Genomic DNA, 24,400 nt, shown 5'->3' with positions numbered 1-24,400 from the left:
CGGCCTCATGCGGATAGACATCCTCGGTCCGCTCAAGGTCTCCGCCGGTGACTCGGCCGGTGACGAGGTCGTCGAGGTCGGGGGCGCCAGACTGCGCGCGTTGCTCGTCAGGCTCGCCCTCGACCCCGGCCGCCTGGTCACCTTCGACCAGCTGACCGACTCGCTGTGGGGCGACTCCCAGCCGGCCGACCGGGCCAACGCGTTGCAGTCGCTGGTCTCCCGGCTGCGCCGGGTGCTTCCCGGCGCGGATCTGGTGCGCTCCGATCCCGGTGGCTACCGGCTCGACGTGCCCAGGGAGGCCATCGACGCGTACCGGTTCGAGCGGCTGGCCGGCGAGGGCCGCCGTGCGCTCGACGACGGCGACCCGGAGACCGCGGCGAGGCGGCTGAACGAGGCGCTCGGCCTCTGGCGTGGCCGCGCGCTCGCCGACGTGACCGAGGCCCCCTTCGCCGCCTCGGCCGTCACCTGGCTCGACGAGGCGTGGCTCGTCGCGACCGAGGACCGCGTCCAGGCCGAGCTGGCCAACGGCGGGCACGCCCGTCTCGTCGCCGAACTCCAGGACCTGACCGCCAGGCACCCCCTCCGCGAGCGGCTGCGCGACCTGCTCCTCCGCGCGCTCTACGCGGCTGGACGGCAGGCGGAGGCGCTGGAGGACTACGAGGGCTTCCGGCGGCGGCTGGCCGGCGAGCTGGGCGTCGATCCGGGGCCCGAGCTCCAGCGAACCCACCTCGCGGTGCTGCGCGCCGACCCGTCGCTGCGGGCGGCGGCGAGACCGCGAGGCAACCTGCGTACCCCGCTCACCAGCTTCGTCGGCCGGGCCCCCGAGATCGAGCGGATCGGCAGGCAGCTCAAGGAGAGCCGCCTGGTGACCCTGGTCGGCCCTGGCGGGGCCGGCAAGACCCGGCTCGCCACCACCGTCGCCGCCGACTCGCCGCACGCGACCTGGCTGGTGGAGCTCGCATCGGTGACCGACCCCGACGACGTGCCGCAGGCCGTGCTCGGCGCGCTGGGCGACGGCTATCTCGACCGCTCGCCCACGCCGGCCGCGGCGCCGGCCACGCTCGCCCGCCTGGTCGAGGCGCTGTCCATCGGCGAGCCCATCCTGGTGCTCGACAACTGCGAGCACCTCATCGACCCGGTCGCGCGCCTGGCCGAGGAACTGCTGGGCCGCTGCCCCCGGCTACGGGTGCTCGCCACCAGCCGGGAGCCGCTGGGCATCCTCGGCGAGGCGCTGTGTCCCGTGCCGCCGCTCCCGCTGCCCGTGCCCGGCGTTCCTCCCGAGGGAAGCCCGGCCGTGCGGCTGTTCCTCGACCGGGTGACCGCGGTCCGGCCGGGGTTCCGGCTCACCGGCGACAACACCGCGCTGGTGGTGGAGGTCTGCCGGCGGCTCGACGGGTTGCCGCTGGCGATCGAGCTGGCCGCCGCCCGGTTGCGCTCCCTCACGCTGGACCAGGTGGCCGAGCGGCTCGACGACCGGTTCCGGTTGCTGAGCGGCGGCAGCCGTACGGCTTTGCCCCGGCACCAGACGTTGCGCGCGGTGGTCGACTGGAGCTGGGAGCTGCTCGACGACGAGGAACGGCGGTTCGCTGAGGCGCTGGCCGTCTTCCCCGCGGGGGTCACCACCGAGGCGGCCGAGCACCTGGGCGGGAACCTTGACCTGCTTGCGGCGCTGGTCGACAAGTCGCTCCTCCAGCAGGGCGAAGGCCCGCGCTACCGGATGCTGGAGACGATCAGGGAGTACGCCCTGGAGCGTCTGGCCCGAAGCGGCCGGGTCACCGAGCTCCGCGCCGCGCACGCCGCCTACTTCCTGGAGCTGGCCGAGCGGGCCGAACCGCACCTGCGCGGCGTGGACCAGCTCCGCTGGATCCATCGACTGCTCGCCGAGCGCGACAACCTGCTCGCCGCGCTGCACTTCGCCGCCGACGCCCGCGACGCCGACACCGCGGTACGGCTGGCCGCGGCGCTGGGCATGTTCTGGACGATTCGCGGCAACCATGTGGAGGCGGTGGGCTGGTTCCGCCTCGCACTGGACGTGCCCGGCGAGAGCCCCGAGCAGGCGCGGCTGATCGTCACCGCCCTCTTCCTGATCAGCAAGGCCATCACCGGCGGTTACGCCCGGCTGGAGGGGGTGGCCGAGCGCATGCGGGCCATCAGCGTCGCCGCCGGGGTCCCGCGGAGCCACCCCGTCCTCCTCGTGATCGAACCGGTTTTCGCGCTGTTCACCGACGACATCGAGCTGGGCCTGTCCGTGATCGGGCAGAGGCTGGGGCACCCCGACCCGTGGGTGCGCGGAGTCCTGCTCACGATCCGGGCCGCCCTCAAGGAGAACGACGGCGACATGGCGGGCTCACGAATGGACCTCGTCGCCTCCGTCGCGGAACTGCGCGCCATGGGCGAGCGGTGGGCGCTCAGCATGGCGCTGACCTCACTGGCGGAGGCGCACTCGCTGTTCGGCGACTTCGACGGCGCCATCCCGGCACTGGAGGAGGCGATCAAGCTCACTCGTGAGCTGAATCCCGACGACGACTTCGGCCACCAGAAGATCTGGCTCGCCAGCGTGCGGATCCGGCAGGGCGACATGGCGAAGGCCCGTGCCGAACTGCTGGAGATGATCGAGCCCGGCGAGCGCCGGTTCGCCGCCCGGAACATCGCGTTCGCCCGGCTCTCGCTCGGCGATCTGGCCCGCATCGACGGTGATCTGGACGAGGCGGCCGACCAGTACGAACGGGCTTCGCACCTCATCGAGGAGTCGTCCTTCGTCGCGCCGCAGTTCCGGGCCCTGGTCCTGGCCGCGCGGGCGCACCTGGCGGTCGACCGGGGAGATCCGGAGGCCGCCGGGCGGCTGGCCGTACGGGGTGTCGAGTACGCGCTCGAAACGAAGGACATGCCGGTCGTGGCGAAGCTGAGCGTCGCCGTGTCGGCAAGGTGGGCCTGCCTCGGCGAGTTCCGGACGGCCGCGGTGGCACTCGGCGCGGCCGAACAGCTCCGCGGCGCCCCCGACCGGTTCAACCCCGACGTGGCCCGGCTGATCGACCGCCTCCGCGCCGAACTGGGCGACGCCGCCTTCACCGCCGCCTACGCCCACGGCAGCGGCCTGTCCCGAGCCGACGCCCTGGCCCAGGTCAAGCACCTCTGACCGCGTACGGCCGGCAGCGCGGGAAACCCGAGCCCCCGCCCGACGCCCCAGCCAGCCCCCAGGCCCTGCCTCAGACCCTGCCTCAGACCCGCCGTCCCAAGCCCGCCACCTCAGACCCGCCGTCTCAAGCCCGCCGTCTCAAGCCCGGCCTCTCAAGCCCGCCGCCGGTACGCCCGTACGGCCAGCGGCGCGAAGACCGCGAGGAGCCCGGCCGACCACAGCAGCGTCCAGGCCACCGGCCCCGCCACCGGGCCGCCCAGCATCAGCCCCCGGTTGGCGTCCATCACGTGGGCGACCGGGTTGACGCTCACCCATGCCTGCAGCCAGCCCGGCAGCGTGTCCACCGGCGCGATCATGCTGGTGCCGAAGGTCAGCGGGAACATGAACATGAACGCCACCCCCTGCACGCCGCCCGGCTCGCGCATGAGCACGCCCAGGAACACGAACGCCCAGCTCACGCAGAACGCGAACAGGATCGTGAGCAGGCACGCGGCCAGCGCGGAGAACGGATCGGTCTGGATCCTGAACCCCATCAGAGAACCGAAGGCCAGCAGCGAGGCCATCGCCACCACATACCTGATCAGGTCGCCGAGCACCGATCCGATCAGCGGTGCCGACCGGCCGATCGGCAGGCTGCGGAACCGGTCGAAGACCCCTTTCTTGATGTCGGTGTTGAGCCCCACCCCGGTCGCCGGCGCGGCGAACAGGACCGTCTGGACCATGATCGCCGGCAGCAGGAACTGCAGGTAGTCATCCGTGGAACCGGATACCGCGCCACCGAGCAGGTAGACGAAGATGACGACGAAGACGACCGGCTGCAGGGTCACGTCCAGGAGTTGCTCGGGGGTGCGCAGCGTCTTGATCAGGCTCCGCCTGCCGAGGGCGAGGCTGTGCCGTACCAGCCCGAAGGGGCGTTCTGCCAGGCCGGTGGGGGTGGTGCCGCGATCGGCGACGATGGTCATGCCGCTGCCTCCTCGTCGGTGTGGCGGCCGGTGAGCGTGAAGAAGACCTCGTCGAGGCTGGGCAGCCGGAGGGAGAGTTCGGTGACGGCGATGCCCTGGCGGTCGAGCCCGCGGACGACCTCGGTGAAGGCGGCGTCGCCGTCGACCGGGACGGTGATCACGCCCCGGCTGGGCGATTCCGGTGTCCGGCCGGCGATCGCGCCGAGGAGCGTGGCGGCCTCCGCCAGCCGATCGGGGTCGGCGGGGCGAATCAGGATGGTCTGGCCGCCGACGATCCGTTTGAGCTCGGCGGGGGTGCCATGCGCGATCACCCTGCCGTGGTCGATCACCGAGATGTCGTCGGCCAGCGCGTCGGCCTCCTCCAGATACTGCGTGGTCAGCAGCACCGTGACGCCGTCGCTGAGCAGGTTGCGGATGATGTTCCACACGTCTTCCCGCTTGGTCGGGTCGAGGCCGGTGGTGGGCTCGTCCATGTAGATGACGTCGGGGCGGCCGACGAGGCTGGCGGCCAGGTCGAGCCGGCGGCGCATGCCACCGGAGTAGGTCTTGGCGGGCCGGTCCGCCGCCTCGGCCAGCCCGAAGTCGGCCAGCAGCTCCGCCGCTCTGCTCTTGGCGGCCGGTCGGCGCAGGTCGAGCAACTGACCGATCAGGACCAGGTTCTCGGTGCCGGTCAGGTCCTCGTCCACCGAGGCGTACTGCCCGGTCAGGCCGATCAGGCGGCGCACCTTGGCGGCGTGCCGTACGACATCCAGGCCGGCTACCGCCGCGCGGCCCTCGTCGGGGCGCAGCAGGGTGGCCAGGATGCGCACGGCCGTCGTCTTTCCCGCGCCGTTGGGCCCGAGTACGCCGAGCACCGTCCCCCGGCGCGCCGCCAGATCGATCCCCGCCAGCGCGGTCGTCTTGCCGTATCGCTTGACCAGCCCTTCGGCTTCGAAGGCATGGGTCATCTGAGGTGTTCCTCCCCGTGAGTGCTTGTGCTCTCACGATTCCGGAACCCGCTGTCAGCGACCTGGCAGGCGGCTGGCAGCGCGTATCAGCGGAAGCGGTCGGTGGCCTCGATGAGGTGGTGCAGGATGCCGGGCTCGTCGCCCGCGTGGCCGGCCTCCTCGACCAGGTGGAACTCGGCCTCCGGCCAGGCGCGGTGCAGCTCCCAGGCGGTGACCGGAGGCGTGCACATGTCATAACGGCCCTGGACGATCACGCCGGGGATGTCGCGCAGCCTGCCCGCGTCGCGCAGCAGCTGGTCCTCGGCGAGGAAGCCGTGGTTGGCGAGGTAGTGGGTCTCGATGCGGGCGAAGGCGAGCGCGAACGCAGGGTCGGCGTGCATGGCGACGGCCTCGGGGCGCGGCCTGAGATAGGTCATCGTCCCCTCCCAGACGCTCCACGCGACGGCCGCCTTGGTGCGCACCGTGGGATCGGGGTCGGTGATGCGGCGGTGGTAGGCGGCGAAGAGGTCGCCACGCTCCTCCTCGGGGATGGGGGCCAGGAACCGCTCCCACTCCGCTGGGAAGAGGAAGGACACGCCCTGCCTGATCACCCAGTCGAGCTCCTTCTGGCGGACCATGAAGATGCCCCGCGTGATCAGCTCGGTGACCCGCCCGGGATGGGTCTGGGCGTAGGCGAGCGCGAGGGTGCTCCCCCACGAGCCGCCGAGCACCAGCCACCGCTCCACGCCGGCCATCTCGCGCAGCCGCTCGATGTCGTCGACCAGGTGCCAGGTCGTGTTGACGGAGAGATCGACGTCGTGGGCGCCGGCGTGCGGCGTGCTCCGCCCGCATCCTCGCTGGTCGAAGAGCAGGATCCGGTACGCCTCCGGGTCGAACAGCCGCCGGTGGACGGGCACGATGCCGCCGCCGGGACCGCCGTGCAGGAACACGGCGGGCTTGCCGTCGGGGTTGCCGCACAGCTCCCAGTGGATCCGCTGCCCGTCGCCCACCTCCAGCATGCCCTCGTCGTACGGCTCGATCTCCGGGAAGAGCGTTCGCACCGGGGGGACCTCCTGATCGTTTCTGACTGTCCCCCTTGACCTTATGTACCGACTTGACGGAACCCCTCCCCATGAAAGACGATTATCCCTATCCTTAGAGTAGGAATAGTAGGAAGGGGTAGATGTGCGCGCGCTCATCCTTTTGGGCCTGGTCGGCCTAGCCGCACAACTCGTCGACGGGAGCCTGGGCATGGCCTACGGCGTCACCTCGACGACGCTGCTCCTCGCCATCGGCACCAACGCGGCCGCGGCGTCGGCCACCGTCCACCTCGCCGAGATCGGCACCACCCTCGCCTCGGGGATCTCGCACTGGCGCTTCAACAACGTGGACTGGAAGGTCGTCGCCAAGATCGGCATCCCCGGTGCCGTCGGCGCGTTCGCCGGCGCCACCTTCCTCTCCAACCTCTCGACCGAGCTCGCCGCCCCGGTCATGTCGATCATCCTGCTCTCACTGGGCGTCTACATCCTGATCCGGTTCACCGCCTTCGGCCTGCCGCGCGGCAACCTGGGCAAGCCCCTGCGCAAGCGATTCCTCGCGCCGCTGGGCCTGGTCGCCGGCTTCGTCGACGCCACCGGCGGCGGCGGCTGGGGACCGGTCGGCACCCCCGCCATCCTCGCCAGCGGCCGGCTGGCCCCGCGCAAGGTGATCGGCTCCATCGACGCCAGCGAGTTCCTCGTCGCCATCGCCGCCAGCGTCGGTTTCCTGTTCGGCATCGGCTCGGAGAACATCAACTTCGCCTGGGTCGGCGTGCTGCTGCTCGGCGGGGTCATCGCCGCCCCCATCGCCGCCTGGCTGGTCCGGCACATCCCGCCGCGCATCCTCGGCTCCGCCGTGGGCGGCGTGATCATCCTCACCAACGTCAGGACCCTGCTGCGCAGCGACTGGATCGACGCCTCCAGCGGCGTCCAGACGGTCGCCTACATCATCATCGCCCTCATCTGGGTCGGCGCCATCGCCTACTCCGTCCGCGAATACCGCGCCGACCGCCGGAACGAGTCCGTCGAGGCGATCGAAGCGCTCGAAGCCGGCGCGGAGCCGCGCCCCGTCGACGAGGACAAGACCCCCGCCACCACGTCCTGACGACCCCCTCGCCATCGAGGCCCTCACCGCTCCAGCGGTGGGGGCCTCGACTCGTCCCCGCCCCCTCGCTCAGCTCCCCACGCCGCACTCAAGCAGGGCGAACGCGTGTTCGGCCGCCCAGACGGCCTCCGGGTAGACGTCGTCGGCGCGCTCGCCGTCCGAGAGCCGCCGCCAGGTCTCCCTCGCCAGCACCCGCTGGGCGGCGAGCACCTGCGCGGCCACCAGCCGGGCGGTCAGATCGCCGCCCAACTCCTCGGCGAGCGCGTCCTCCTCCCCGGCGATGTGCTGGAACCCCCTGGCCAGCAGGCTCGGCGTGCTGAAGACCATCCCGTGGTAGCCGAGCACCCCCGGGTGGTCGTTGAGCCCGGTGACCGGATCGCGCGCGGCCAGCCCGTCGAGGAAGTGCCGTCGCAGCGCGGCCAGCGGCGTCTCCCCTTCGGCCCGATCCCGTACGACCCGCGCCGACTCGCCCCGATGGTCGGCGATCCGGAACAGGACGAGATCCTCCTTGGTCGCGAAGTACTTGAACAGCGTCGGCTTGGACACCTCCGCCGCCTGCGCCACCTCCGCCACCGAGACCTCGTCGAACCCGCGCTCAAGGAACAGCGTGATCGCCGCCGCCGAGATCGCATCGCGCACCCGCCGCTTCTTGAGTTCCCGCAATCCCGTCATGGCAGAAGCATACCTTAACCGAGTTAAACTATTGACCGGGTTAAGAGAGGTGCTGACATGCCTGAACTGGACGATGAACGGGCCTACCTGGAGAAATGCCGGACAGCGATCCGCCGGATGATCGACGGCGCACAGAACAACGTGATCATCGGCGAGCAGGTGGCCGGCGACCGCTACAGCGCGGAACGGCTGGGCCGTCACCTGAAGAGTCTCGCCAAGGAACTGAGCGAGGCGCCGGACGGCCCGCCGTTCTTCGGCCGCCTCGACTTCGGCCCCGACGCCGGCGACCACTCCGGCCACCGCTACTACATCGGCAGGAGACACCTGTCGGGCGACACCGGCGAGCAACCGGTCGTGATCGACTGGCGCGCCCCCGTCTCCCGCGCGTTCTACAAGGCCGGCGGCCGCGACCCCCAGGGCATCTCGGTACGGCGGCGCTTCGGCTGGGCCAGGAACTCCGTCCACCTCACCGGCTTCGAAGACGAACACCTCGCCAAGGGCCAGGAGACGGGCACGGCGAGCCGCCTCCTGACCGCCGAGATCGAACGCCCGCGCGTCGGCCCGATGCGCGACATCGTCGCCACCATCCAGCCGGAACAGGACGAGCTGGTCAGAGCCGTCCTGGAGGAGTCGATCTGCGTCCAGGGCGCACCGGGTACCGGCAAGACCGCCGTCGGCCTGCACCGCGCGGCCTACCTCCTCTACGCGCACCGCCGCCGGCTCTCCCGCGGCGGCGTGCTGATCCTCGGCCCGAACCGGGCCTTCCTCGGCTACATCTCGGCGGTCCTGCCCGCCCTCGGCGAGGTGGACGTGGAACAGACCACCATGGAACACCTGCTGGGCCGCGTCGAGATCCGGGCCGCCGACGACGACACGACCGCGACGATCAAACACGACGTGCGCATGGCGGCGGTGCTGCGGCGCGCCCTCTACGCACGAATCCGCAGACCCGCCGAGCCGGTCAGCGTGCCCGACGGCTCCTACCGGTGGCGGGTCACGGAGGATCAACTGCGGCGCATCGTCGACGACACCAGGCGCGAGGCCCTGCCGTACGGCGTGGGCCGCGAACGGGTGCTGTCACGGGCCGTCGGGCTGCTCCAGCGGCAGGCCGAGGCGCGCGGGCGGATGCCGGGGGCGATCTGGACCCGGAAGATGGGCAGGGCGGTCGTCCCGTTCCTCGACACGGTCTGGCCCGCCGTACGGCCGGAGGAGGTCGTGGCCGGGCTGCTGGGCGACCGGGCGGCGCTGGCCGCGGCGGCGAAGGACACGCTCACCGCCGACGAGCAGGACGCGATCGCGTGGGCGAAGCCGCCGCGCAGCTACAAGAGCGCCCGGTGGTCGGCGGCGGACGCGGTGCTCATCGACGAGGTGGCCGGGCTGCTCGAACGGCCGCAGGGCTACGGCCACGTGATCGTCGACGAGGCGCAGGACCTGTCGGCCATGCAGTGCCGGGCCATCGCACGGCGCAGCGAGCACGGCTCGATCACCGTGCTCGGCGACCTGGCCCAGGGCACCACGCCGTGGGCGGCCCGCGAGTGGCACGACAGCCTCACCCACTTCGGCAAGCCGGGCGCCGAGGTCATCGCCCTGACCACCGGATTCCGGGTGCCCGCCGCGGTCGTCACCATCGCCAACCGGCTCCTCCACGCGCTGGATGTGGACGTGCCCGCCACCCGCTCCTTCCGCACCGACGGCAGACTCCAGATCCGCGAGGTGCCCGACCTGGCCGCCGCGACGGTCACCGCGGTCCGCGAGGCCCTCTCCCACGAGGGCTCCATCGGCGTCATCGCCGCCGACGCCGACCTCGCCCCCCTGACCGCGAGGCTCCGCGCCGAACTCGGCCTCGACATCGCCGCCCCCGGCGACGGCGACGGGCGCGTCACCGCGGTCCCCGCCGCCATGGCCAAGGGCCTGGAGTACGACCACGTGGTGGTGGCCGAACCCGCGGCCATCACCGAATCGGAAACCCGGGGCATGAACCGCCTCTACGTCGTCCTCACCCGAGCCGTCTCCCGCCTCGACATCCTCCACACCCGCCCCCTCCCACCCGGCCTGGTCACCGACCCCATGCCCTAGGACGTCGCAACGTCGGTCGGTGCCGCGACCGAGGGGCTACCCCACTCCCGACAGCACCGTAGTGACCGCATGCTCGGCGAAGCCGGGTTCGAGCGGGAGTTGGCGGAAGACGGTGCGCATCCAGACGGCGCCGGCCAGCAGGTCCATGATCAATAGCGGATCGGCGTGCACGGGTAGCTCATCCCGTTCACGCGCACGCTCGAAGATCACACTCTCCCGGGCGAACCGTTCGGCGAAGAAGGTGCGTGCGCTCGATGCCAGTTCAGGAGTGCGTACGGCGGCGCCGAGAGCGGCCACGGCGATGTCGGCGGCGGGCGGCTCGGTGAGCAGTGTGACGATCTGGCGGGTGAGGGCGACGAGGTCGCCATGAAGCGTGCCGGTGTCAGGAGCGTCGAACTCCAGGAGGTCGGACTCCAGCAGCGCAGCGCCGAGAAGCGCGGACTTCGAAGGCCACCAGCGGTAGATCGTCGTCTTGTTGACCCCTGAACGCTCTGCGACCCCTTCAACGGTCAGACCCTCGTAACCCTTCTCGGCCAGCATCGCCAGCGTGGCGCGGAAGATCTGCTGCTGTTTGCGCGGTGCCATGAGGATGAGCGTATCATCCGAACACAACGCAACGTCGCGTTGCGTTTAGTCGAGAAGGGAAGCAGATGACCGTGCCGATCGTGCTGATCCACGGAATCAGAGTGAGCCGCACCATGTGGAATCCGGTGATGGCCCGAATCACCAGCAACCCGATCAAAGCCATCGACCTACCGGGACACGGATTGCGCAGGGGCGAGTCGTTCACCATGGAAGGCGCGGTGGCGGCAGTGGCGGGCGCGATCGACGAGGTGGGTGGGCGTGCCCTGGTGGCAGGGCTCTCGCTCGGGGGATATGTCGCGATTGCAACCGCTGAGCGCTTTCCAGGACGTGTCGCCGGACTGGTCCCCATGGGCTGTACGGCGCTGCCGGATCATGCCCATCTGCGCTTCTACCGCCGTGCGGCGGCCCTGGCGGCGCGGAATCCCGAGGTCGCCAACCGGATCAGTGCCCTCGGTTTCACCGTCGCGTTGCCGCGGACAGTGGGGAGGGCGGTCATGACGGGCGGATTCTCCTGCGAGGTCATGCCGGCGGCCGTCGAGGCGGTGGCGGCGCACGACCAACTCGCCGCCCTTGCGGCCTATCCGGGGCGAGTCTGGCTGGTCAACGGCTCACGTGATCCGTTCAGGGTGAACGAGCGGGAGTTCCTTGGGGCATGTCGCCAGGGCCGGTTGATCGTGGTTCCCCGGCGAGGACACGTGGGACTGCTCGTCGAGACCGCACGGCTTGCCCGGCTGCTCGGCGACTTCGCCGAGGAGCTTCGCGAACCGCTGGAGACGGTGGCGACGCCGTCCCGGGCCCCAGCAGCGCCCATCCCGCTTCCCACCGGCCCGGCCGCCGACAAGCTGAGCTCGGCAGATCATCGAACTCCCAGGCCATAGCCACAGATCGCAGTCCCACCAGAAGATCTACATCCTTCGCCGAACAGCCGTTGGCCCCGCCCAGGAACGCTTGACCGGTTCCTTCCGGCAGATCCGGCGGTCGGGCTGAGTGTGCTCTCGCGCCGATCGCGGACAGGAGCTGACCGCCAATGCTCATAGCGTCTCCGCCATGACCGACAGAACCTCTCTTACCGTTCTTGTGACCGGCGCCACCGGCAACGTGGGCCGCCCTCTCGTGGAGCAACTGCTGGCCGCCGGGCACCGGGTCCGCGCCCTCACCCGCGACCCGGCCAAGGCGAACCTCCCCGCGGGCGCCGAGGCGGTCGCCGGCGACCTGACCGACACCACGAGCCTGGCCGAAGCCCTCGCCGGTGTGAGCGCCGCCCACCTGATCAGCTTCAACGGCGCGGACTTCGCGCCGCTGACCAACGGCGCGGAGATCGTGGACCTGGCGGAGAAAGCCGGCGTCCGCAAGGTGACGATCCTCAAGGGAGACGTGACGAAGAGCCCGCTGGAGGAGGCCGTCGAGGCCGGCGGCCTGGAGTGGACCCACCTGGCGCCGGTGGAGTTCATGTCCAACGCCCTGGAGTGGGCGGAGTCCGTGAAGAACGAGGGCGTCGTCCGCGAGGCGTTCGCCGACGCCCGGAGCGCGATGATCCACGACGCGGACATCGCCTCGGTCGCCGCGACCGCGCTGACCACCGACGGCCACGCCGGCCAGGAGTACTGGCTGACCGGCCCGGCGGCGCTGACCCCGGCGGAGCAGGTGCGCACGATCAGCGAAGTCCTCGGCCGCGACATCCGCTTCGTCGAACTCACCAAGGACGAGGCCGTCGCGCGGTGGCGCCAGACCGGCTACTCCGACGAGGACATCGAATTCTTCCTGACCATGCGGACCAACCCGCCGGAGGCCGGCTACACCGTGCTGCCGACCGTGGAACAGGTCACCGGCAGACCAGCCCGCACGTTCGCCCAGTGGGTGCGCGAGAACGCAGCCGCCTTCGGCGCCTGACGCCGAGCCATCGCGCGCGGCGCTTCCGCCGCGCGCGACATGATCCGGGGTACGTGCGTGTCCACGCTCGGCGCCGACCTCATGCCCTGGTCCCGCTCACTTCTCGAATCGGGCTTCCTGCCGTCGCGTCCTGGCCTGGCGTACGGAAAGCTCGTAGCGCCACCACCGTGAGAAGTGCGATCGCTCCGCCGAGGGCCATGACGGCCGAAACGGAGGTGGTGTCCACGATGAATCCACCGGCCAGGGCTCCGATGGAAATGGACGCCTGGAATGACGCGGTGAAGATGACGGAGGCCGCCTCCGGTGCGTGCGGGGCCGATTTGAAGAACCAGATCTGCGAGCAGACCGGCACGGCCCCATAGGCGAGGCCCCAAACGATCAGCAGCACGATCGCCCCGACGGCCCGATCACCGATGACGGGCAACAGCAGGGCCGCGGCGGCGATCATGAATGCGCTGACCGTGAACGTGGCGCGCAGGCTGCGTTGCACCACGGCACCGGCGACGAAATTGCCGACAATTCCAGCGGCACCATAAATCAGCAGGAACACGGTGATCAGCTCTGGGCTGACCTGAGTGACCTGCTGCAGGAAGGGAGTCATATAGGTGTAGGTGCCGAAGTGGGCGATCACCACAAGGAACGTCACCACCAGCCCGGCCCGGGTGCCACCGCCACGAAGCAACCCACGAAGAACCTGCGGACGGGTCACCTGTACGGCGGGCAGCGGGGGCAACAGCACGATCAGCGCGACGAGCACCCCCACGGCGAAGACTCCCATCACGAGGAACGTCGTCCGCCAGTCGGCGAGATACCCGAGCAGAGTGCCCGCCGGGACGCCGAGTACGGAACCCAGCGGAACGGCGGAGAAGATCACGGCGGTGGCCGTGGCGACCCGCTCCTGCGGTACGAGCCGCGCGGCAAGGCCGGCGCCGATGGACCAGAATCCCCCGATGGTGAGCCCGACCAGCACCCGGGAGATCACCATGACAAGGTAATTCGGCGCCACCGCGGCGAGAAAGTTGGCCAATGCCAGCAAAAGCATCAGCGCGCACAACATCAATCGCCGATCCATTCGCCCGGTCATCACGGTGAGCGAGGGGGCGGCAATGGCGGCGAGAATCCCCGGCATCGTCATCATCAAACCCGCCGTGCCGTCCGAGATATGAAAAGTGGACCCGATGGAGGTCAGCAGCCCGATCGGAAGAATCTCGGTGGTGACGATCGCAAAAATCCCCATCATCACCGAGACGACGGCGAGCCAACTTATCAACGGCGATCGAGACGGCGCGGCGGCGACATCGACGGACCTGGTGACTGCGGACATGAGTTCCGTCCTGTAGCGGTCAATTGAGAGTGATGTCCCGCTACTCAATCAATCGCTCCGGTCACAAGCTGGCGGATTCACGACCTCATAGACGACCCGCCGCATCCATCACTCCGCCGTACGCGTCTCCCCTGACCTGCTCGGGATGGACGGTCTCGGCCATGTCAAGCCGGTCGCCGACGGCGAGAGCAACCGTGATCACTCCCGCCTGCAGAACCTCGTCGACGAGCTTGGCGAACGCCACGCCCTCGGCGGCCCGCAGCCCATCGATCTGTGTGGGAGTGACGGGAGCGTACGCCCAGACGCCGACATCGAAGGCGTGGCCCTCCACACAGTCGAGCGCGCCGTACGACAACCCGCAGGCGCGTTCGGGTGCGTGGAGCATAAATCAGGAGCAGCCTCATATCCGCTGTTCATGGGGCGCCGCCTTCGACGCGGATCCCGCCGGTGACTTCGTCGCGCTAGAGGCGCATGAGCACCGGAGAGTAGATGTATGCGGGTCGGCGGGCGAAGGCATCGAGCATCGCGGCGCGTAGTATCCCTGCGGCATCGGGATCGGGCATGCCGCACATCGCCTGGAACAGGTCGAGGACCGCGCGGTGCCGGAAGCCGGTGACGCCGGACCGTTTCCGGCCGTGGGCGTCGTCGACCTCCCACACGTACATCAGGGGCACCTCGCGGTGGGGAATCCCAAGTGAAGCGGAGACGTGGAGGTGCTCGTCGTTGACGTTCACCGGGTGGGGACGCGGCTTCCGTCTTCGGCGGCGCGCATCTGCTCGACAAGATCCTCGACATCGAGCGATTGAACGATCAATGGCCCCGGACAGTCCCACACGGGGACGGCATAAAACTGCCGAGAGCCCACGCCGAACCACACCACCCACGAGGGCTCAAGGAGATCCAGGCGAACGGCTACCGCGCGACGCTCACGGTCGAAACTCTGCCGGGGCACGGTGACCTGCGGCCTCCCGGTCGTGTGCCGTGCTGCCTTACTGTGTCCCATGGGGTCGCACCTCCACGTGCGATCAAGGGACCCGTATGGCGATATCAGCGCCTGCGGGTCCCGCCATTTACGGCTTCGCTCTCATCACACCGTGTGTAGGCAAGCGCTGACAGTGCGAATAGGGGAGACTGAGGGAGACACGAGGGGAGACGTGGCAGCCCCCGACTCCATCCGGAGGTGCACCCGATGGACAATCGTCCGGCCTGGGTAAACCGGCTACGCAATGAGCGGCGTCGCCGCCTTTGGACGCAACGTGAGATGGCAAAAGAGCTGGCCGAGGCCGCCGACGAACACACTCGCGCCCGACTTCCCGCGCGAGACTCCCTGATCCGCATGATCAAAGACTGGGAGGCGGGACGGCACAAACCGAAAGACCCGTACCCCGTGCTCTACAGCCGTGTGTTCGGTATGGACGAGGACGCCCTATTCGCAATGTCCCCTGATTGCGCGGATGATGATGACGTGCTTCGCCGAGAATTCCTTGGTGTCTCCGCCGCCGCAACCGGCCTCGCCCTCGCCTCCGCGCCCCTCGCCCAGCTATCGCGAGGACGGCGCGTCAACAGAGAATTGGTCGAGCATCTGCGGAGACGAATCGCCCGGCTTCGCCGCCTCGACGACATCCTCGGCGGTGCCGACACCTACCAGCTGTACCTTGCTGAACTGGACACCACCAGCACCGTTCTGGACCAGTCCACCTATTCCGACGAAACAGGGCGGGCGCTTCTAGGCATGGCTGCCGAGCAGGCGCAGCAAGCAGGCTGGGCCGCCTTCGACGCCGGTTGGCACCCCGAGGCGCGCCGACTCTTCAAGCACAGCCTGTCGGCCGCCACGGACGCCGGGGACACGTCCTTGCTCGCCAATTCACTGGCGTTCCTCGCATACCTCAAGGTCAGCACAGGCCAGCCCGGAGCGAAGGAAGCAGATGCCGCGTGCCGTATCGCCGACCACGAAACACCCCCCGCAGTAAGAACGCTTCTGTACGAGCGTGCCGCGTGGGCGCATGCTCTCGCCGAACAGCAGCGGGAAATGGAAGCAGCACTGGCGAAAGCCGCTGCCGCGCTCGGAGAACACGGCTCCCAGCCTGACCCCGATTGGGCTATGTGGGTTGATCAAACCGAATTACAGATCATGACTGGTCGCTGCTGGAGCGTCCTGCATCGGCCATCGCGAGCCGTACCTGCCTTGGAGCATGCGCTTGCGACCTTCGACGACACACATGCCAGGGATAAGGCGCTCTATCTGACGTGGCTGGCCGAAGCGCATCTCGATGGTGGAGAGGTCGAACAGGCCGCCGCCGTCCTCGGCCGGTCCGTCCAGCTTGCCGTTGATGTGGCGTCGATACGCCCAAGGCAACGCATCCACGCGGTCCTGCAACGACTCGAACGGCATGCGTCGCTGCCCTTCGTCGCCGAGGTGCGTGAGCGTGCGGCTATGTTGTCGTCCGTCCCAGCCAGTCCAGGTATGCAGTCGATCCGCCGTCAATCGAGGTGAACGTGACCTCTGGGTTGTCCCACGGGTGCTGGGCTATCAGGTGCGCCTCAAGCTCTGGGTAGCGGGCAGCGGTCGCCTTCAGCACCACCTGCCACTCCTCGGCTTCACCCAGCTTGCCGAGGTGCCAGAACACCGACGTCGCCGGGCCGAACACCTGGCCGGACGCCGCCAGTTCCGCTTCGACTGCCGACCGGAGAAGGTCCATCGCCGTGTCACGACTGTCTGTCGTCGTCGACACCTGCACGTACTCAGTCATGCGTGGAGCCTAGCCTTGGGCGGTGCCTGAACGTCGGCGGTCCCGGACGACCTTGGGGTGGCGAGCGTTTGCGGTGACACCCTCAAACGTGACGGCCGCGCGTACGACTGGCCAGGGTTTCGAGCTTCTGGATGACAGCCGCCGATCCGACGATCACTTACGCATGCCGTACTGCTTGCGCATGCCGTACTGCTTGCGCATGCCGTACTGCTTGCGCATGCCGTACTGCTTGCGCATGCCGTACTGCTTGCGCATGCCGTACTGCTTGCGCATGCCGTACTGAAGGAAGGGGCGGTCCCTGGGCCGCCTGGCGGCCCAGGGAGTGGTGGTGGGGCCTGTGGGTCAGCGGACGTAGATGTTGGGGGTGGGTGGGGTGCTCATGCCGTTGCCGATGAAGAAGCTCGGGTGGGGTGGCTGGTTGTAGGCGGTGTTCTGCCAGGCGACGGCCACCCGGTACTGGGGGTCGTGCATGAGGGTGACGATGCGGCGGTCGGTCTGGGTGGGGGTGCTGTAGACGCGCAGCGCGGTGTTGTCGCTGGTGGGCCAGATGACCTCCTCGCGCCAGTCGCCGAACAGGTCGCCGGAGAGGGAGGGGGTGGACTTGGTGCCGTTGTTGGAGTGGACGCCGCTCGCCGTCAGCAGGCGGGTGTCGGAGCTGGTGCCGTACTTGTCGACTCGGGTGGCGTCGACGAGTTCGCGTACCGGGTCGCCGTCCCACCAGGCCAGGAAGTTGGCGGAGGAGGGCTGGCGGCCGGCGGAGCCGCCCGAGGTGTTGTAGGCGCCGGACATGTTGGTGCCCGAGCCCCAGAACTCGGCGCCGGTGCTGCCCGCGTTGATGTCGGCGGCCACGCCGCGGCCCGGACCTTCGGCTCCGCCGTTGTTGGGGCGGCTCCAGATGACCTGGCCGGTGCGGGCGTCGTGGACGTCGGCGGCGGGCTGGCTGCCGGACTCGTGGATGGTGAAGATTTCAAGGCCGGAACGGTTCGGGATCAGGTCGCCGACGTGCAGGGCGTCGCCGTGGCCGTAGCCGGTGGCGTACAGGCCGGTGCCGTTGTCGTTGATCGTGGCCGCGCCGTAGATGATCTCGTCCTTGCCGTCGGCGTCGACGTCGGCGATCGAGAGCTGGTGGTTGCCCTGGCCGGCGTAGGCGCCGTTGCCCGAGGAGTTGGAGTCGAAGGTCCAGCGTCGGGTCAGGCTGCCGTTGCGGAAGTCCCAGGCGGCGACGACGGCCCGGGTGTAGTAGCCACGGGCCATGATCAGCGAGGGGCGCTGGCCGTCGAGGTAGGCGGTGCCGGCGAGGAAGCGGTCCACCCGGTTGCCGTAGGAGTCGCCCCAGGAGGAGACGGTGCCGCGGCCGGGCACGTAGTCGACGGTGGACATGGCCGCGCCGGTCAGGCCGTTGAACATGGTGAGGTACTCGGGGCCGCTGAGGATGTAGCCGCCGGAGTTGCGGTGGTCCGCGCCTGCGTTGCCGATGACCCTGCCGGTGCCGTCGACGGTGGCGTCGGCGGTCTTCATGGCCACCTCGGCCCTGCCGTCGCCGTCGTAGTCGTAGACCTGGAACTGGGTGTAGTGGGCCCCGGCCCTGATGTTGCGGCCGAGGTCGATGCGCCACAGCCGCTGGCCGTTCAGCCGGTAGGCGTCGACGTAGACGTTGCCGGTGACGCCGCTCTGGGAGTTGTCCTTGGCGTTGGACGGGTCCCACTTGAGGATGATCTCGTACTGGCCGTCGCCGTCGACGTCGCCCACGCTCGCGTCGTTGGCCGCGTAGTCGCCGCCCGGCGGGGAGATCGGCACGTTGAGGTAGCCGTCGCCGAAGCGCAGCGACGCCTCGGAGGCCGGTTGTTCGACGCCGCCGACCACGGCCCGCACGGTGTAGGAGGCGGTGTCGGCCGCGCCGCTGTCGAAGTGGTTGGTCGAACCGGTGATCGGCGAGGAGTTCACCTTCGTCGTGCCCCGGTACAGGTTGAAGCTGACGCCTGACGGATCGGTGCCCAGCAGGCGCCAGCTGACAAGATTTCCACTGCCCGAGCGGACGCTGATCAAACCGCGATTGAGGTCTTCCGCCTGTTTCGCGCCTGCGGGGATGACCGTGGAGGTCGGCGTCGGGGTGGGGGTGATCGTCGGCGTCGGGTCGGGGGTGGACGTTCCCGTGCAGGTCACGCCATTGAGGGCGAAGGAGGCGGGGACCGGGTTGGCGGTGCCGTTCCAGGTGGCGTTGAAGCCGAAGGTCGCGCTGCCGCCCGCGGGGAGGCTCGCGTTGTAGCCGGCGTCGGCGGCGGTGACCTGGGTGCCGCTCTGGGTGACGGTGGCGTTCCAGCCCTGGGTGACCTGCTGCCCGGCGGTGAAGGCCCAGCCGAGGTTCCAGCCGTTGAGCGCGTCGCCGAGGTTGGTGACGGTGACGTTGCCGGTGAAGCCGGAGCTCCACTCGGAGGCGACGGTGTAGTCGACCCGGCAGCCGGCCGCGGTTCCCGAAGCCGCCTGCCATGACCCGGCCGTGACCACGGCCATGACCGCACCCACCGCCAGCCATCGATTAAATCGTTTCAACGGAGTATCCAATCTCGCCTGAAGGACGGGACTGGAAAGTTAGGCCGGGTCAGAACAGAGGGTCAACGAACGCGTCCACAGGAGATCGGCCGTACCGATGCCAACGCGCAGGTCACTCAGGGCGACAGACATCGCACGGAAGATGAGTGTTTCTGAAATTTACGTAGGACCGGCCCGGCCGTACGGGTGGCCAGGCCGATCCCGGCGAAGAGGTCACTTGGTGACGGACAGCCCGTGCCTGAAGACGTTACGCGGGTCCCAGCGGGCCTTCACCTGCTGGAGGCGACGGTAGTTGTCCTTGTAGTACAGCGTGTGCCAGGGCACCCCCGAGGTGTTCCACTTCGGGTCGGCGAGATCCACATCCGGGTAGTTGATGTAGGCCCCGTCGGCGTTGTCGCCGGGCACCGGCACGCCGCCCGTCTTCTCGTACATCTTCCGGTAGAACCCGCGGATCCAGTCGAGGTTCTTCTCGTCGTTCTTCTCCCAGGTGGACAGGTAGATCGCCTTGAGGATGGAGTCGCGTTGCGGCATCGCCGTCGCGCCCGGGGCCACCGCGTTGACCTGCCCTCCGTAGGACGCCAGCCACAGGCCGCCCTGCGCGCCCTCGGGCGCCGAGGTGACGAGGTGGTCGTAGGCGGTGTCGGCCTGCTCGTCGGTGAACCGTTTCCGCAGGTAGGCCGACTTGCCCTTGTACAGCCCGGTTTCCAGGCTCTCGTCGAGCGCGAAGGAACGCACCGCCTGGTACCACGGCAACCGCTCGACTGGCGAGACGTACGGCTCGGCCGCCACGTCCTTGGTGAGCGCCTTCACGTACCCCTGCAACAGCTCTTCCGCACCCGGCGCGGTGGCGTCCGCCTGGTTGGCGGAGAGGAGACCGCCGTCCTTGCCCGAGGACATGAGCAACACGCTCCACAGCGCGTTGGCCGGCGAGCCGGGCGCGCTGTTGCGCTCGTGCCACTCGCCGTGGTTGCGCAGCATGGTGCGGTAGGACTCCTTGGTCATCCCCTCCCATCCCCACGCCACCACGTTCGACAACACCTCGGGGGGCGGCTTCGGCAGGAGCCGCGTCGGGTCGCCGCCCCTGGCCTTGGGATCGCGCAGCCAGTATCGGGTCACGATCCCGAAGTTGCCCCCGCCGCCGCCCGTGTGGGCCCACCACAGGTCGTGGTTCGGGTCGCTCGGATCCCTCGTGGCCACCACCGCCCGCGCCCGGCCGGCGGCGTCGACCACCACCACCTCGACGGCGTGCAGGTAGTCGACCACGGACCCGTGCAGCCGGGACAGCGGGCCGTACGCGCCGCCGACGATGTGGCCCCCGGCGGCCACGCCTCCGCACTGCCCGCCCGGAATGGTCACCCCCCAGCCGAGGTAGAGCTTCCGGTACGCCTGCATCAGCGTCGCGCCGGGCTCGACGGCGAACGCGCCGCGCCGCTCGTCGAAGTAGACCTCCGACATCTCGCACATGTCGATGACGACCTGGGCGCCGTCGCCGACGAAGTTCTCGTAACAGTGGCCGCCGCTGCGGACGGTCACCCGCCGGCCCGCGCGCACGGCGTCGCCCACCGCCTTGACGACCTGCTCCGTCGAGCCGACCACCTGGAAGTATTCGGGCTCGTGGCGGAAACGCTGGTTGGTCCGGCGCACCACGAGGTCCGCGTAACGCGGGTCGCCCGGCCGTACGGTCACCGGCCCCAGCGGCGGTGCTCCCTCCGGCGCTCCCTTGGACCTCATGCCGACCGTCACGGCCCCGCCCAGGGCCGCCGTTCCACCGATGAAACCCCGCCTGCTCACACCGCTCATGGGCACTACCCCCTTCGTCGCCACCGACGCTACGGTCGCGGCCACGACGCGGGAAGGTACCCAGATCCCCTCTGGGGGTGGGGCCAACCCCACCCCTGGGAGAGTTAGTTGGACTTGTCGGAAACGGTGAAGCGGTGGGTCCCCGAGCCGATCTCGTGGCGGGAGCCGTCGATCGGAAGATGCACGGCGGCGCGGACGCCGGGCGGGATGGTCACCTCCAGGTCGAACACCCCGCCGGTGAGCGTCCAGGCGGTGGCGACCGGGCCGCGCGGCGAGTCGAAGCGGGCGGCGGCCGAGGTGAGGTTCCCGCCGGGGATCGGGGCGATGACCAGGTCGTCGTAGGCGATGGAGGTGTCCGACTGGTCGATTCCGGCGACGCTCCCGTACAGCCACTCGCCGACGGATCCGAGCGAGTAGTGGTTGAAGGAGTTCATCTCCTCGGCCTGGAATCCGGCGTGGTCGGTCCAGCCGTCCCACCGTTCCCAGATCGTGGTGGCGCCGTGCCTGATCGAGTAGAGCCACGACGGGTAGCCGGTCTGGTGGAGCAGCCGGTAGGCCACGTCCGTCCTGCCGTACCTGGTCAGGACCGGGCAGAGCAGGGCGACGCCGAGGAAGCCGGTGGTGAGCCGGTCGCCGTTGGCCTCGATGGCGGCGACGAGCCGGTCCACGGCGGGGCGGACCAGGTCGGCGGGCAGCAGGTCGAAGGCGAGGGCCAGCAGGTAGGTCGTCTGGGTGTCGCCCTTGACGACGCCGTCCGCTGCCACGAAGGAGTCGCGGTACACCGCACCGATCTCCTCCGCCAGCCGGCCGTACCTCTTGGCGTCGTCGTCACGTCCGAGCACCTGGGCGGCGCGGGCCACGACGGCGGCGCTGCGGGCGAAGTAGGCGGTGGCCAGGACCTCGCGCGGGGTCTCCGCGTCGACCTGGAGCCAGTCGCCGTAGTGGTTGCCGACGCGGTGCCGCCAGACGAGGTCGGGGTTGCCCTCGGCGATCCAGTCGACCCAGCGGGCCATCGCCGGGAAGCAACGGCCGAGGGTGCGCAGGTCGCCGTAGACGCGGTACAGGTGCCAGGGGATCAGCACGCCGCCGTCGCCCCAGCCCGGCGCGCCCTCCCGATTCAGCACGGGGCGGTCCACGGCCGGGGCCACGTCGGGGAACGCGCCCTGCGGCGACCGCCCGTCGACGACGTCGAGCAGCCACCGGCGGAAGAAGGCGGAGACGTCGGCGTTGTAGCAGGCCGTGGGCAGGAAGACCTGGGCGTCCGCCAGCCAGCCGAGCCGCTCGTCACGCTGCGGGCAGTCGGTGGGCACCGAGACGAAGTTGCCGCGCTGCCCCCAGCGGATGTTGGCCCAGAGCTTCTCGACGTCGGGATCGGAGCAGGAGAACTCGCCGACGAACCGGGTGTCGCTGTGCATCACCCTGCCGGTCACCTCGACGTCGGCATGGCCGGTGATCTCCACGAAGCGGAAGCCGTGCACGGTGAAGGCGGGCTCGAACACCTCCTCCGTACGGCCGGCCGTGACGTAGACGTCGGTGGCCTCGGCCGATCGCAGGTTGGCGACGTACAGCTCGCCGTCGTCGTCGAGCACCTCGGCGTGCCTGAGCGCGATCCTGGTGCCCGCCGCCGCGCCCCGGATCAGCAGGCGGACCCGGCCCACCATGTTCTGCCCCAGGTCCGCCAGCAGCCGCCCGCCGGGCAGCGGGGTCACCGCGACCGGCTGGAGGTCCTCGATGACGCGCACCGGCTCGTCGAGCATGCCGATCAGCGTCTGGTGGTCGGCGCCCGCCACCCGGGCCGGTCGCCAGGTGGAGTCGTCGAAGGCGGGGCGGTCCCAGCCCGGCTGCTCCAGCCGGGCGTCACGGACCTCGCCCATCAGCAGGTCGGCGTGCACGATGTGGCCGTCGCTCTCGCGCCACGACCCGTCGGTGACCACGACCTCGCGCCCGCCGTCGCCGTACTCCACCACGAGGCGGGCGATGAGCTGCGGCCGCACGCCGTAGTGCGCGGCGTGGCGGCGCCGGTCGAAGCCCAGGTAGCCGCTCCACCAGCCGTCGGAGACCTGGGCCCCGACGACGTTCTGGCCGGCCTCGACCAGGTCGGTGACGTCGTAGGTCTGGTACTGGACGCGGTGGCGGTAGTCGGTCCAGCCGGGGGCCAGCTCGCCGTCGCCCACCCGGCCGCCGTTGAGGAAGGGCACGTAGAGGCCGCGGGCGGTGATGTGCAGCCGGGCGCGGACCGGGCGTTCCCTTACGGTGAACGCCTTCCTGAACAGGCGGGCGGGCGGGCACGTGTCCAGCCGTTCGGGCAGCGGTTCGCCGAACGTGGGCGGGTCCAGGGCGGGGTCGGCCGCCGGATCGTGCTCGATCCAGCTCGTCCCCGCCCACCGCTCCGGGCCCATCAGCCCGGTCTCGAACCACGAGGACGCGCTGGCCCCTTCCCGCCCGTCGGCGTCCCAGACGGTGACCGTCCAGTCGTACCGCGTCTCCGGGTCGAGCTCCAGCCCGTCGGGCGTGACGTCGAGGGTGTTCGACGACGCGACGACCCCGCTGTCGTACACCGTTCCGACGCGGAGCCGGTAGGCGGTCTGGGCCTGCCCGGCGCGCGGATCGGCCAGCTTCCACGACAACCGCGGCGCGCTCTCGTCCAGGCCGAGCGGGGTCGTACGGCTCTCGCAGGTCAGGTCGTACGGCGTGAGCGTGACGGACACGAAGGCACTCCTTGTCGATGTCATCCCTCAAGGCCTCCTGCGAAGCCCTGAATGGTTCGTCCAGGGGGATGACGCTCCACTGCGCAGATCTGCGCATATGCCGCTTCCATGCCCCCGAGCAAATCGTTTCAATTGCTGAGACAGGATCATGCGCCCCCCATGTCGCAGCTCATAGCCCGATGCGCACCGGAGTTAGCACAAAATTGACCTGACGCCGAAGGCGGGAGTCCTTTTGGACCCCCCGCCCGGCCGCGAGCGCTCAGGATGCCGGAGCCGTCACTGCCCCGCCTGGGCGGAGTCGGCCTTGCTCGGCCCTTCCTTGAACGCTCATCGTGGACGGGAGGGGTTGCCCACAGTTCCTGGCGTCCCTGACGTCGCTGTCGGGCGCCTCCTCCCATCTGGAGGACCTCGACATCTCGGTGGCCGCCTGCCTGACGGCCCAAGCGCTGAACATCACCTACACGCCGATCGGGGTCAAGGGCGTGCCCGCGCTGGAGCGGCACCGGCTGGGCCACGTCGACCACACCTACCTGCGGGCGGAGAACTACGCGGCCGGCAACCCGCATTTGCTCAGTCAGGCATGTTAGGCACGTAGGTCATCCAGCGGTCGGCTCGGTGAGCAGACTGGTGGTGTGCTGCCTGGCTGCTTGCGGGCCGATCTTGTCTATGCCGGAGATTTCGTGATGCACCCGTTGGCGGCCCGAGGACATTCCCGTCGAAGAGGTCCTCGACGAGTGGCTATGCGGGGCGCAGAAGCTCCTTACGGCTTCGACGGGCACACGCAGGGCGCTCGCCTGATGCGGAGTCAACGTGTGGCGGTGCACTACTGACAAATTTCTCTGCATGAATGACAAAGTCCGAAGCCCGCGATGACCCTAA

The 24,400-nt window shown here is 69.7% G+C and carries 19 protein-coding genes; 7 read left to right on the top strand and 12 right to left on the bottom strand.

From position 1 onward, the window contains the following. Positions 1-7: 7 nt before the first annotated feature. A complete protein-coding gene (locus tag MBA17_RS39730; RefSeq protein WP_238502904.1) occupies positions 8-3,136 on the top strand; it encodes an AfsR/SARP family transcriptional regulator in 3,129 nt (1,042 codons plus the stop codon). Between the two features lie 152 nt (positions 3,137-3,288). Here the strand turns inward: MBA17_RS39730 and MBA17_RS39725 are convergent, their stop codons facing one another. The 3 genes from MBA17_RS39725 to pip all read right to left on the bottom strand — a co-directional run bounded on the left by MBA17_RS39725 (position 3,289) and on the right by pip (position 6,085). Next, on the bottom strand, positions 3,289-4,098 hold the full coding sequence (locus tag MBA17_RS39725) for an ABC transporter permease (protein WP_238502902.1): 810 nt from the start codon (positions 4,096-4,098) through the stop codon (positions 3,289-3,291). Further along, positions 4,095-5,045, bottom strand: a complete 951-nt coding sequence (locus tag MBA17_RS39720; protein ID WP_238502901.1) for an ATP-binding cassette domain-containing protein — start codon at positions 5,043-5,045, stop codon at positions 4,095-4,097. Before MBA17_RS39720 ends, MBA17_RS39725 begins: the two co-directional genes overlap by 4 nt. Positions 5,046-5,131: 86 nt before the next feature. Beyond that, positions 5,132-6,085, bottom strand: a complete 954-nt coding sequence (gene pip / locus MBA17_RS39715) for a prolyl aminopeptidase (protein WP_238502900.1) — start codon at positions 6,083-6,085, stop codon at positions 5,132-5,134. 124 nt (positions 6,086-6,209) lie between these two features. Here pip and MBA17_RS39710 point away from each other — a divergent pair, with 124 nt between their 5' ends. Continuing rightward, positions 6,210-7,166 carry a sulfite exporter TauE/SafE family protein gene (locus tag MBA17_RS39710; RefSeq protein ID WP_238502899.1) on the top strand — a complete coding sequence of 319 codons (957 nt, stop codon included), beginning with the start codon at positions 6,210-6,212 and terminating at the stop codon, positions 7,164-7,166. Positions 7,167-7,235: 69 nt separating this feature from the next. On the opposite strand, the gene MBA17_RS39705 is transcribed toward MBA17_RS39710, so the two are convergent. After that, the gene (locus MBA17_RS39705) at positions 7,236-7,838 is read right to left on the bottom strand and encodes a TetR/AcrR family transcriptional regulator (protein ID WP_238502898.1); all 603 of its coding nucleotides are present in this window, start codon (positions 7,836-7,838) and stop codon (positions 7,236-7,238) included. Positions 7,839-7,895: 57 nt separating this feature from the next. On the opposite strand from MBA17_RS39705, the gene MBA17_RS39700 reads away from it, so the two are divergent. After that, positions 7,896-9,914 (top strand): HelD family protein, encoded by a 2,019-nt coding sequence (locus tag MBA17_RS39700; protein ID WP_238502897.1) that lies wholly within the window; start codon positions 7,896-7,898, stop codon positions 9,912-9,914. 36 nt (positions 9,915-9,950) lie between these two features. On the opposite strand, the gene MBA17_RS39695 is transcribed toward MBA17_RS39700, so the two are convergent. Next, complete coding sequence (locus tag MBA17_RS39695; protein ID WP_238502896.1) at positions 9,951-10,499, bottom strand: TetR/AcrR family transcriptional regulator; 549 nt, start codon at positions 10,497-10,499, stop codon at positions 9,951-9,953. 65 nt (positions 10,500-10,564) lie between these two features. Between MBA17_RS39695 and MBA17_RS39690 the strand changes: the two genes are divergently transcribed. After that, positions 10,565-11,377, top strand: a complete 813-nt coding sequence (locus MBA17_RS39690; protein WP_238502895.1) for an alpha/beta fold hydrolase — start codon at positions 10,565-10,567, stop codon at positions 11,375-11,377. A 169-nt stretch (positions 11,378-11,546) separates the two neighbouring features. Beyond that, the gene (locus MBA17_RS39685) at positions 11,547-12,389 is read left to right on the top strand and encodes an SDR family oxidoreductase (RefSeq protein WP_238502894.1); all 843 of its coding nucleotides are present in this window, start codon (positions 11,547-11,549) and stop codon (positions 12,387-12,389) included. Between the two features lie 79 nt (positions 12,390-12,468). Here MBA17_RS39685 and MBA17_RS39680 read toward each other — a convergent pair whose 3' ends face one another. The 3 genes from MBA17_RS39680 to MBA17_RS39670 form a co-directional block, all read right to left on the bottom strand. Further along, positions 12,469-13,713 carry an MFS transporter gene (locus MBA17_RS39680; protein ID WP_238502893.1) on the bottom strand — a complete coding sequence of 415 codons (1,245 nt, stop codon included), beginning with the start codon at positions 13,711-13,713 and terminating at the stop codon, positions 12,469-12,471. Positions 13,714-13,798: 85 nt separating this feature from the next. Then, positions 13,799-14,098 (bottom strand): hypothetical protein, encoded by a 300-nt coding sequence (locus MBA17_RS39675; RefSeq protein ID WP_238502892.1) that lies wholly within the window; start codon positions 14,096-14,098, stop codon positions 13,799-13,801. A 76-nt stretch (positions 14,099-14,174) separates the two neighbouring features. Next, positions 14,175-14,378 (bottom strand): hypothetical protein, encoded by a 204-nt coding sequence (locus MBA17_RS39670; protein WP_238502891.1) that lies wholly within the window; start codon positions 14,376-14,378, stop codon positions 14,175-14,177. A gap of 524 nt (positions 14,379-14,902) precedes the next feature. Between MBA17_RS39670 and MBA17_RS39665 the strand changes: the two genes are divergently transcribed. Continuing rightward, entirely contained in the window at positions 14,903-16,207 is a 1,305-nt protein-coding gene (locus tag MBA17_RS39665; RefSeq protein ID WP_238502889.1) for an NsdA family TPR-like regulatory protein, read from the top strand. On the opposite strand, the gene cutA is transcribed toward MBA17_RS39665, so the two are convergent. The 4 genes from cutA to MBA17_RS39645 form a co-directional block, all read right to left on the bottom strand. Continuing rightward, complete coding sequence (gene cutA, locus MBA17_RS39660; RefSeq protein WP_238502887.1) at positions 16,146-16,463, bottom strand: divalent-cation tolerance protein CutA; 318 nt, start codon at positions 16,461-16,463, stop codon at positions 16,146-16,148. The genes MBA17_RS39665 and cutA overlap by 62 nt on opposite strands. Positions 16,464-16,805: 342 nt before the next feature. Beyond that, on the bottom strand, positions 16,806-18,974 hold the full coding sequence (locus MBA17_RS39655) for a rhamnogalacturonan lyase family protein (protein WP_238502885.1): 2,169 nt from the start codon (positions 18,972-18,974) through the stop codon (positions 16,806-16,808). Positions 18,975-19,226: 252 nt separating this feature from the next. Next, positions 19,227-20,813 (bottom strand): FAD-binding oxidoreductase, encoded by a 1,587-nt coding sequence (locus tag MBA17_RS39650; RefSeq protein WP_238502884.1) that lies wholly within the window; start codon positions 20,811-20,813, stop codon positions 19,227-19,229. A gap of 104 nt (positions 20,814-20,917) precedes the next feature. Then, a complete protein-coding gene (locus tag MBA17_RS39645; RefSeq protein ID WP_238502883.1) occupies positions 20,918-23,521 on the bottom strand; it encodes an alpha-L-rhamnosidase in 2,604 nt (867 codons plus the stop codon). A gap of 332 nt (positions 23,522-23,853) precedes the next feature. Here MBA17_RS39645 and MBA17_RS39640 point away from each other — a divergent pair, with 332 nt between their 5' ends. Further along, positions 23,854-24,108: a Tn3 family transposase gene (locus MBA17_RS39640; protein ID WP_238502882.1), complete on the top strand. Its 255-nt coding sequence runs from the start codon at positions 23,854-23,856 to the stop codon at positions 24,106-24,108. The last annotated feature ends 292 nt before the right edge of the window (positions 24,109-24,400 follow it).

Origin of the sequence: Dolomitihabitans soli, assembly GCF_022213955.1 — a bacterium.
Taxonomy (GTDB): domain Bacteria; phylum Actinomycetota; class Actinomycetes; order Streptosporangiales; family Streptosporangiaceae; genus Streptosporangium_A; species Streptosporangium_A soli.
Note: the sequence above shows the minus strand (reverse complement) of the source record. Positions and strands in the feature narration are given on the sequence as shown.

Coding starts and splice junctions, on each gene's coding strand:
- MBA17_RS39700 (WP_238502897.1), top strand. CDS start 7,896: ATGCCTGAACTGGACGATGAACGGGCCTACCTGGAGAAATGCCGGACA.
- MBA17_RS39675 (WP_238502892.1), bottom strand. CDS start 14,098: ATGCTCCACGCACCCGAACGCGCCTGCGGGTTGTCGTACGGCGCGCTC.
- MBA17_RS39665 (WP_238502889.1), top strand. CDS start 14,903: ATGGACAATCGTCCGGCCTGGGTAAACCGGCTACGCAATGAGCGGCGT.
- MBA17_RS39650 (WP_238502884.1), bottom strand. CDS start 20,813: ATGAGCGGTGTGAGCAGGCGGGGTTTCATCGGTGGAACGGCGGCCCTG.
- MBA17_RS39685 (WP_238502894.1), top strand. CDS start 11,547: ATGACCGACAGAACCTCTCTTACCGTTCTTGTGACCGGCGCCACCGGC.
- MBA17_RS39680 (WP_238502893.1), bottom strand. CDS start 13,713: ATGTCCGCAGTCACCAGGTCCGTCGATGTCGCCGCCGCGCCGTCTCGA.
- MBA17_RS39690 (WP_238502895.1), top strand. CDS start 10,565: ATGACCGTGCCGATCGTGCTGATCCACGGAATCAGAGTGAGCCGCACC.
- MBA17_RS39730 (WP_238502904.1), top strand. CDS start 8: ATGCGGATAGACATCCTCGGTCCGCTCAAGGTCTCCGCCGGTGACTCG.
- MBA17_RS39655 (WP_238502885.1), bottom strand. CDS start 18,974: ATGGCCGTGGTCACGGCCGGGTCATGGCAGGCGGCTTCGGGAACCGCG.
- MBA17_RS39720 (WP_238502901.1), bottom strand. CDS start 5,045: ATGACCCATGCCTTCGAAGCCGAAGGGCTGGTCAAGCGATACGGCAAG.
- MBA17_RS39670 (WP_238502891.1), bottom strand. CDS start 14,378: ATGTACGTGTGGGAGGTCGACGACGCCCACGGCCGGAAACGGTCCGGC.
- MBA17_RS39705 (WP_238502898.1), bottom strand. CDS start 7,838: ATGACGGGATTGCGGGAACTCAAGAAGCGGCGGGTGCGCGATGCGATC.
- cutA (WP_238502887.1), bottom strand. CDS start 16,463: ATGACTGAGTACGTGCAGGTGTCGACGACGACAGACAGTCGTGACACG.
- MBA17_RS39725 (WP_238502902.1), bottom strand. CDS start 4,098: ATGACCATCGTCGCCGATCGCGGCACCACCCCCACCGGCCTGGCAGAA.
- MBA17_RS39695 (WP_238502896.1), bottom strand. CDS start 10,499: ATGGCACCGCGCAAACAGCAGCAGATCTTCCGCGCCACGCTGGCGATG.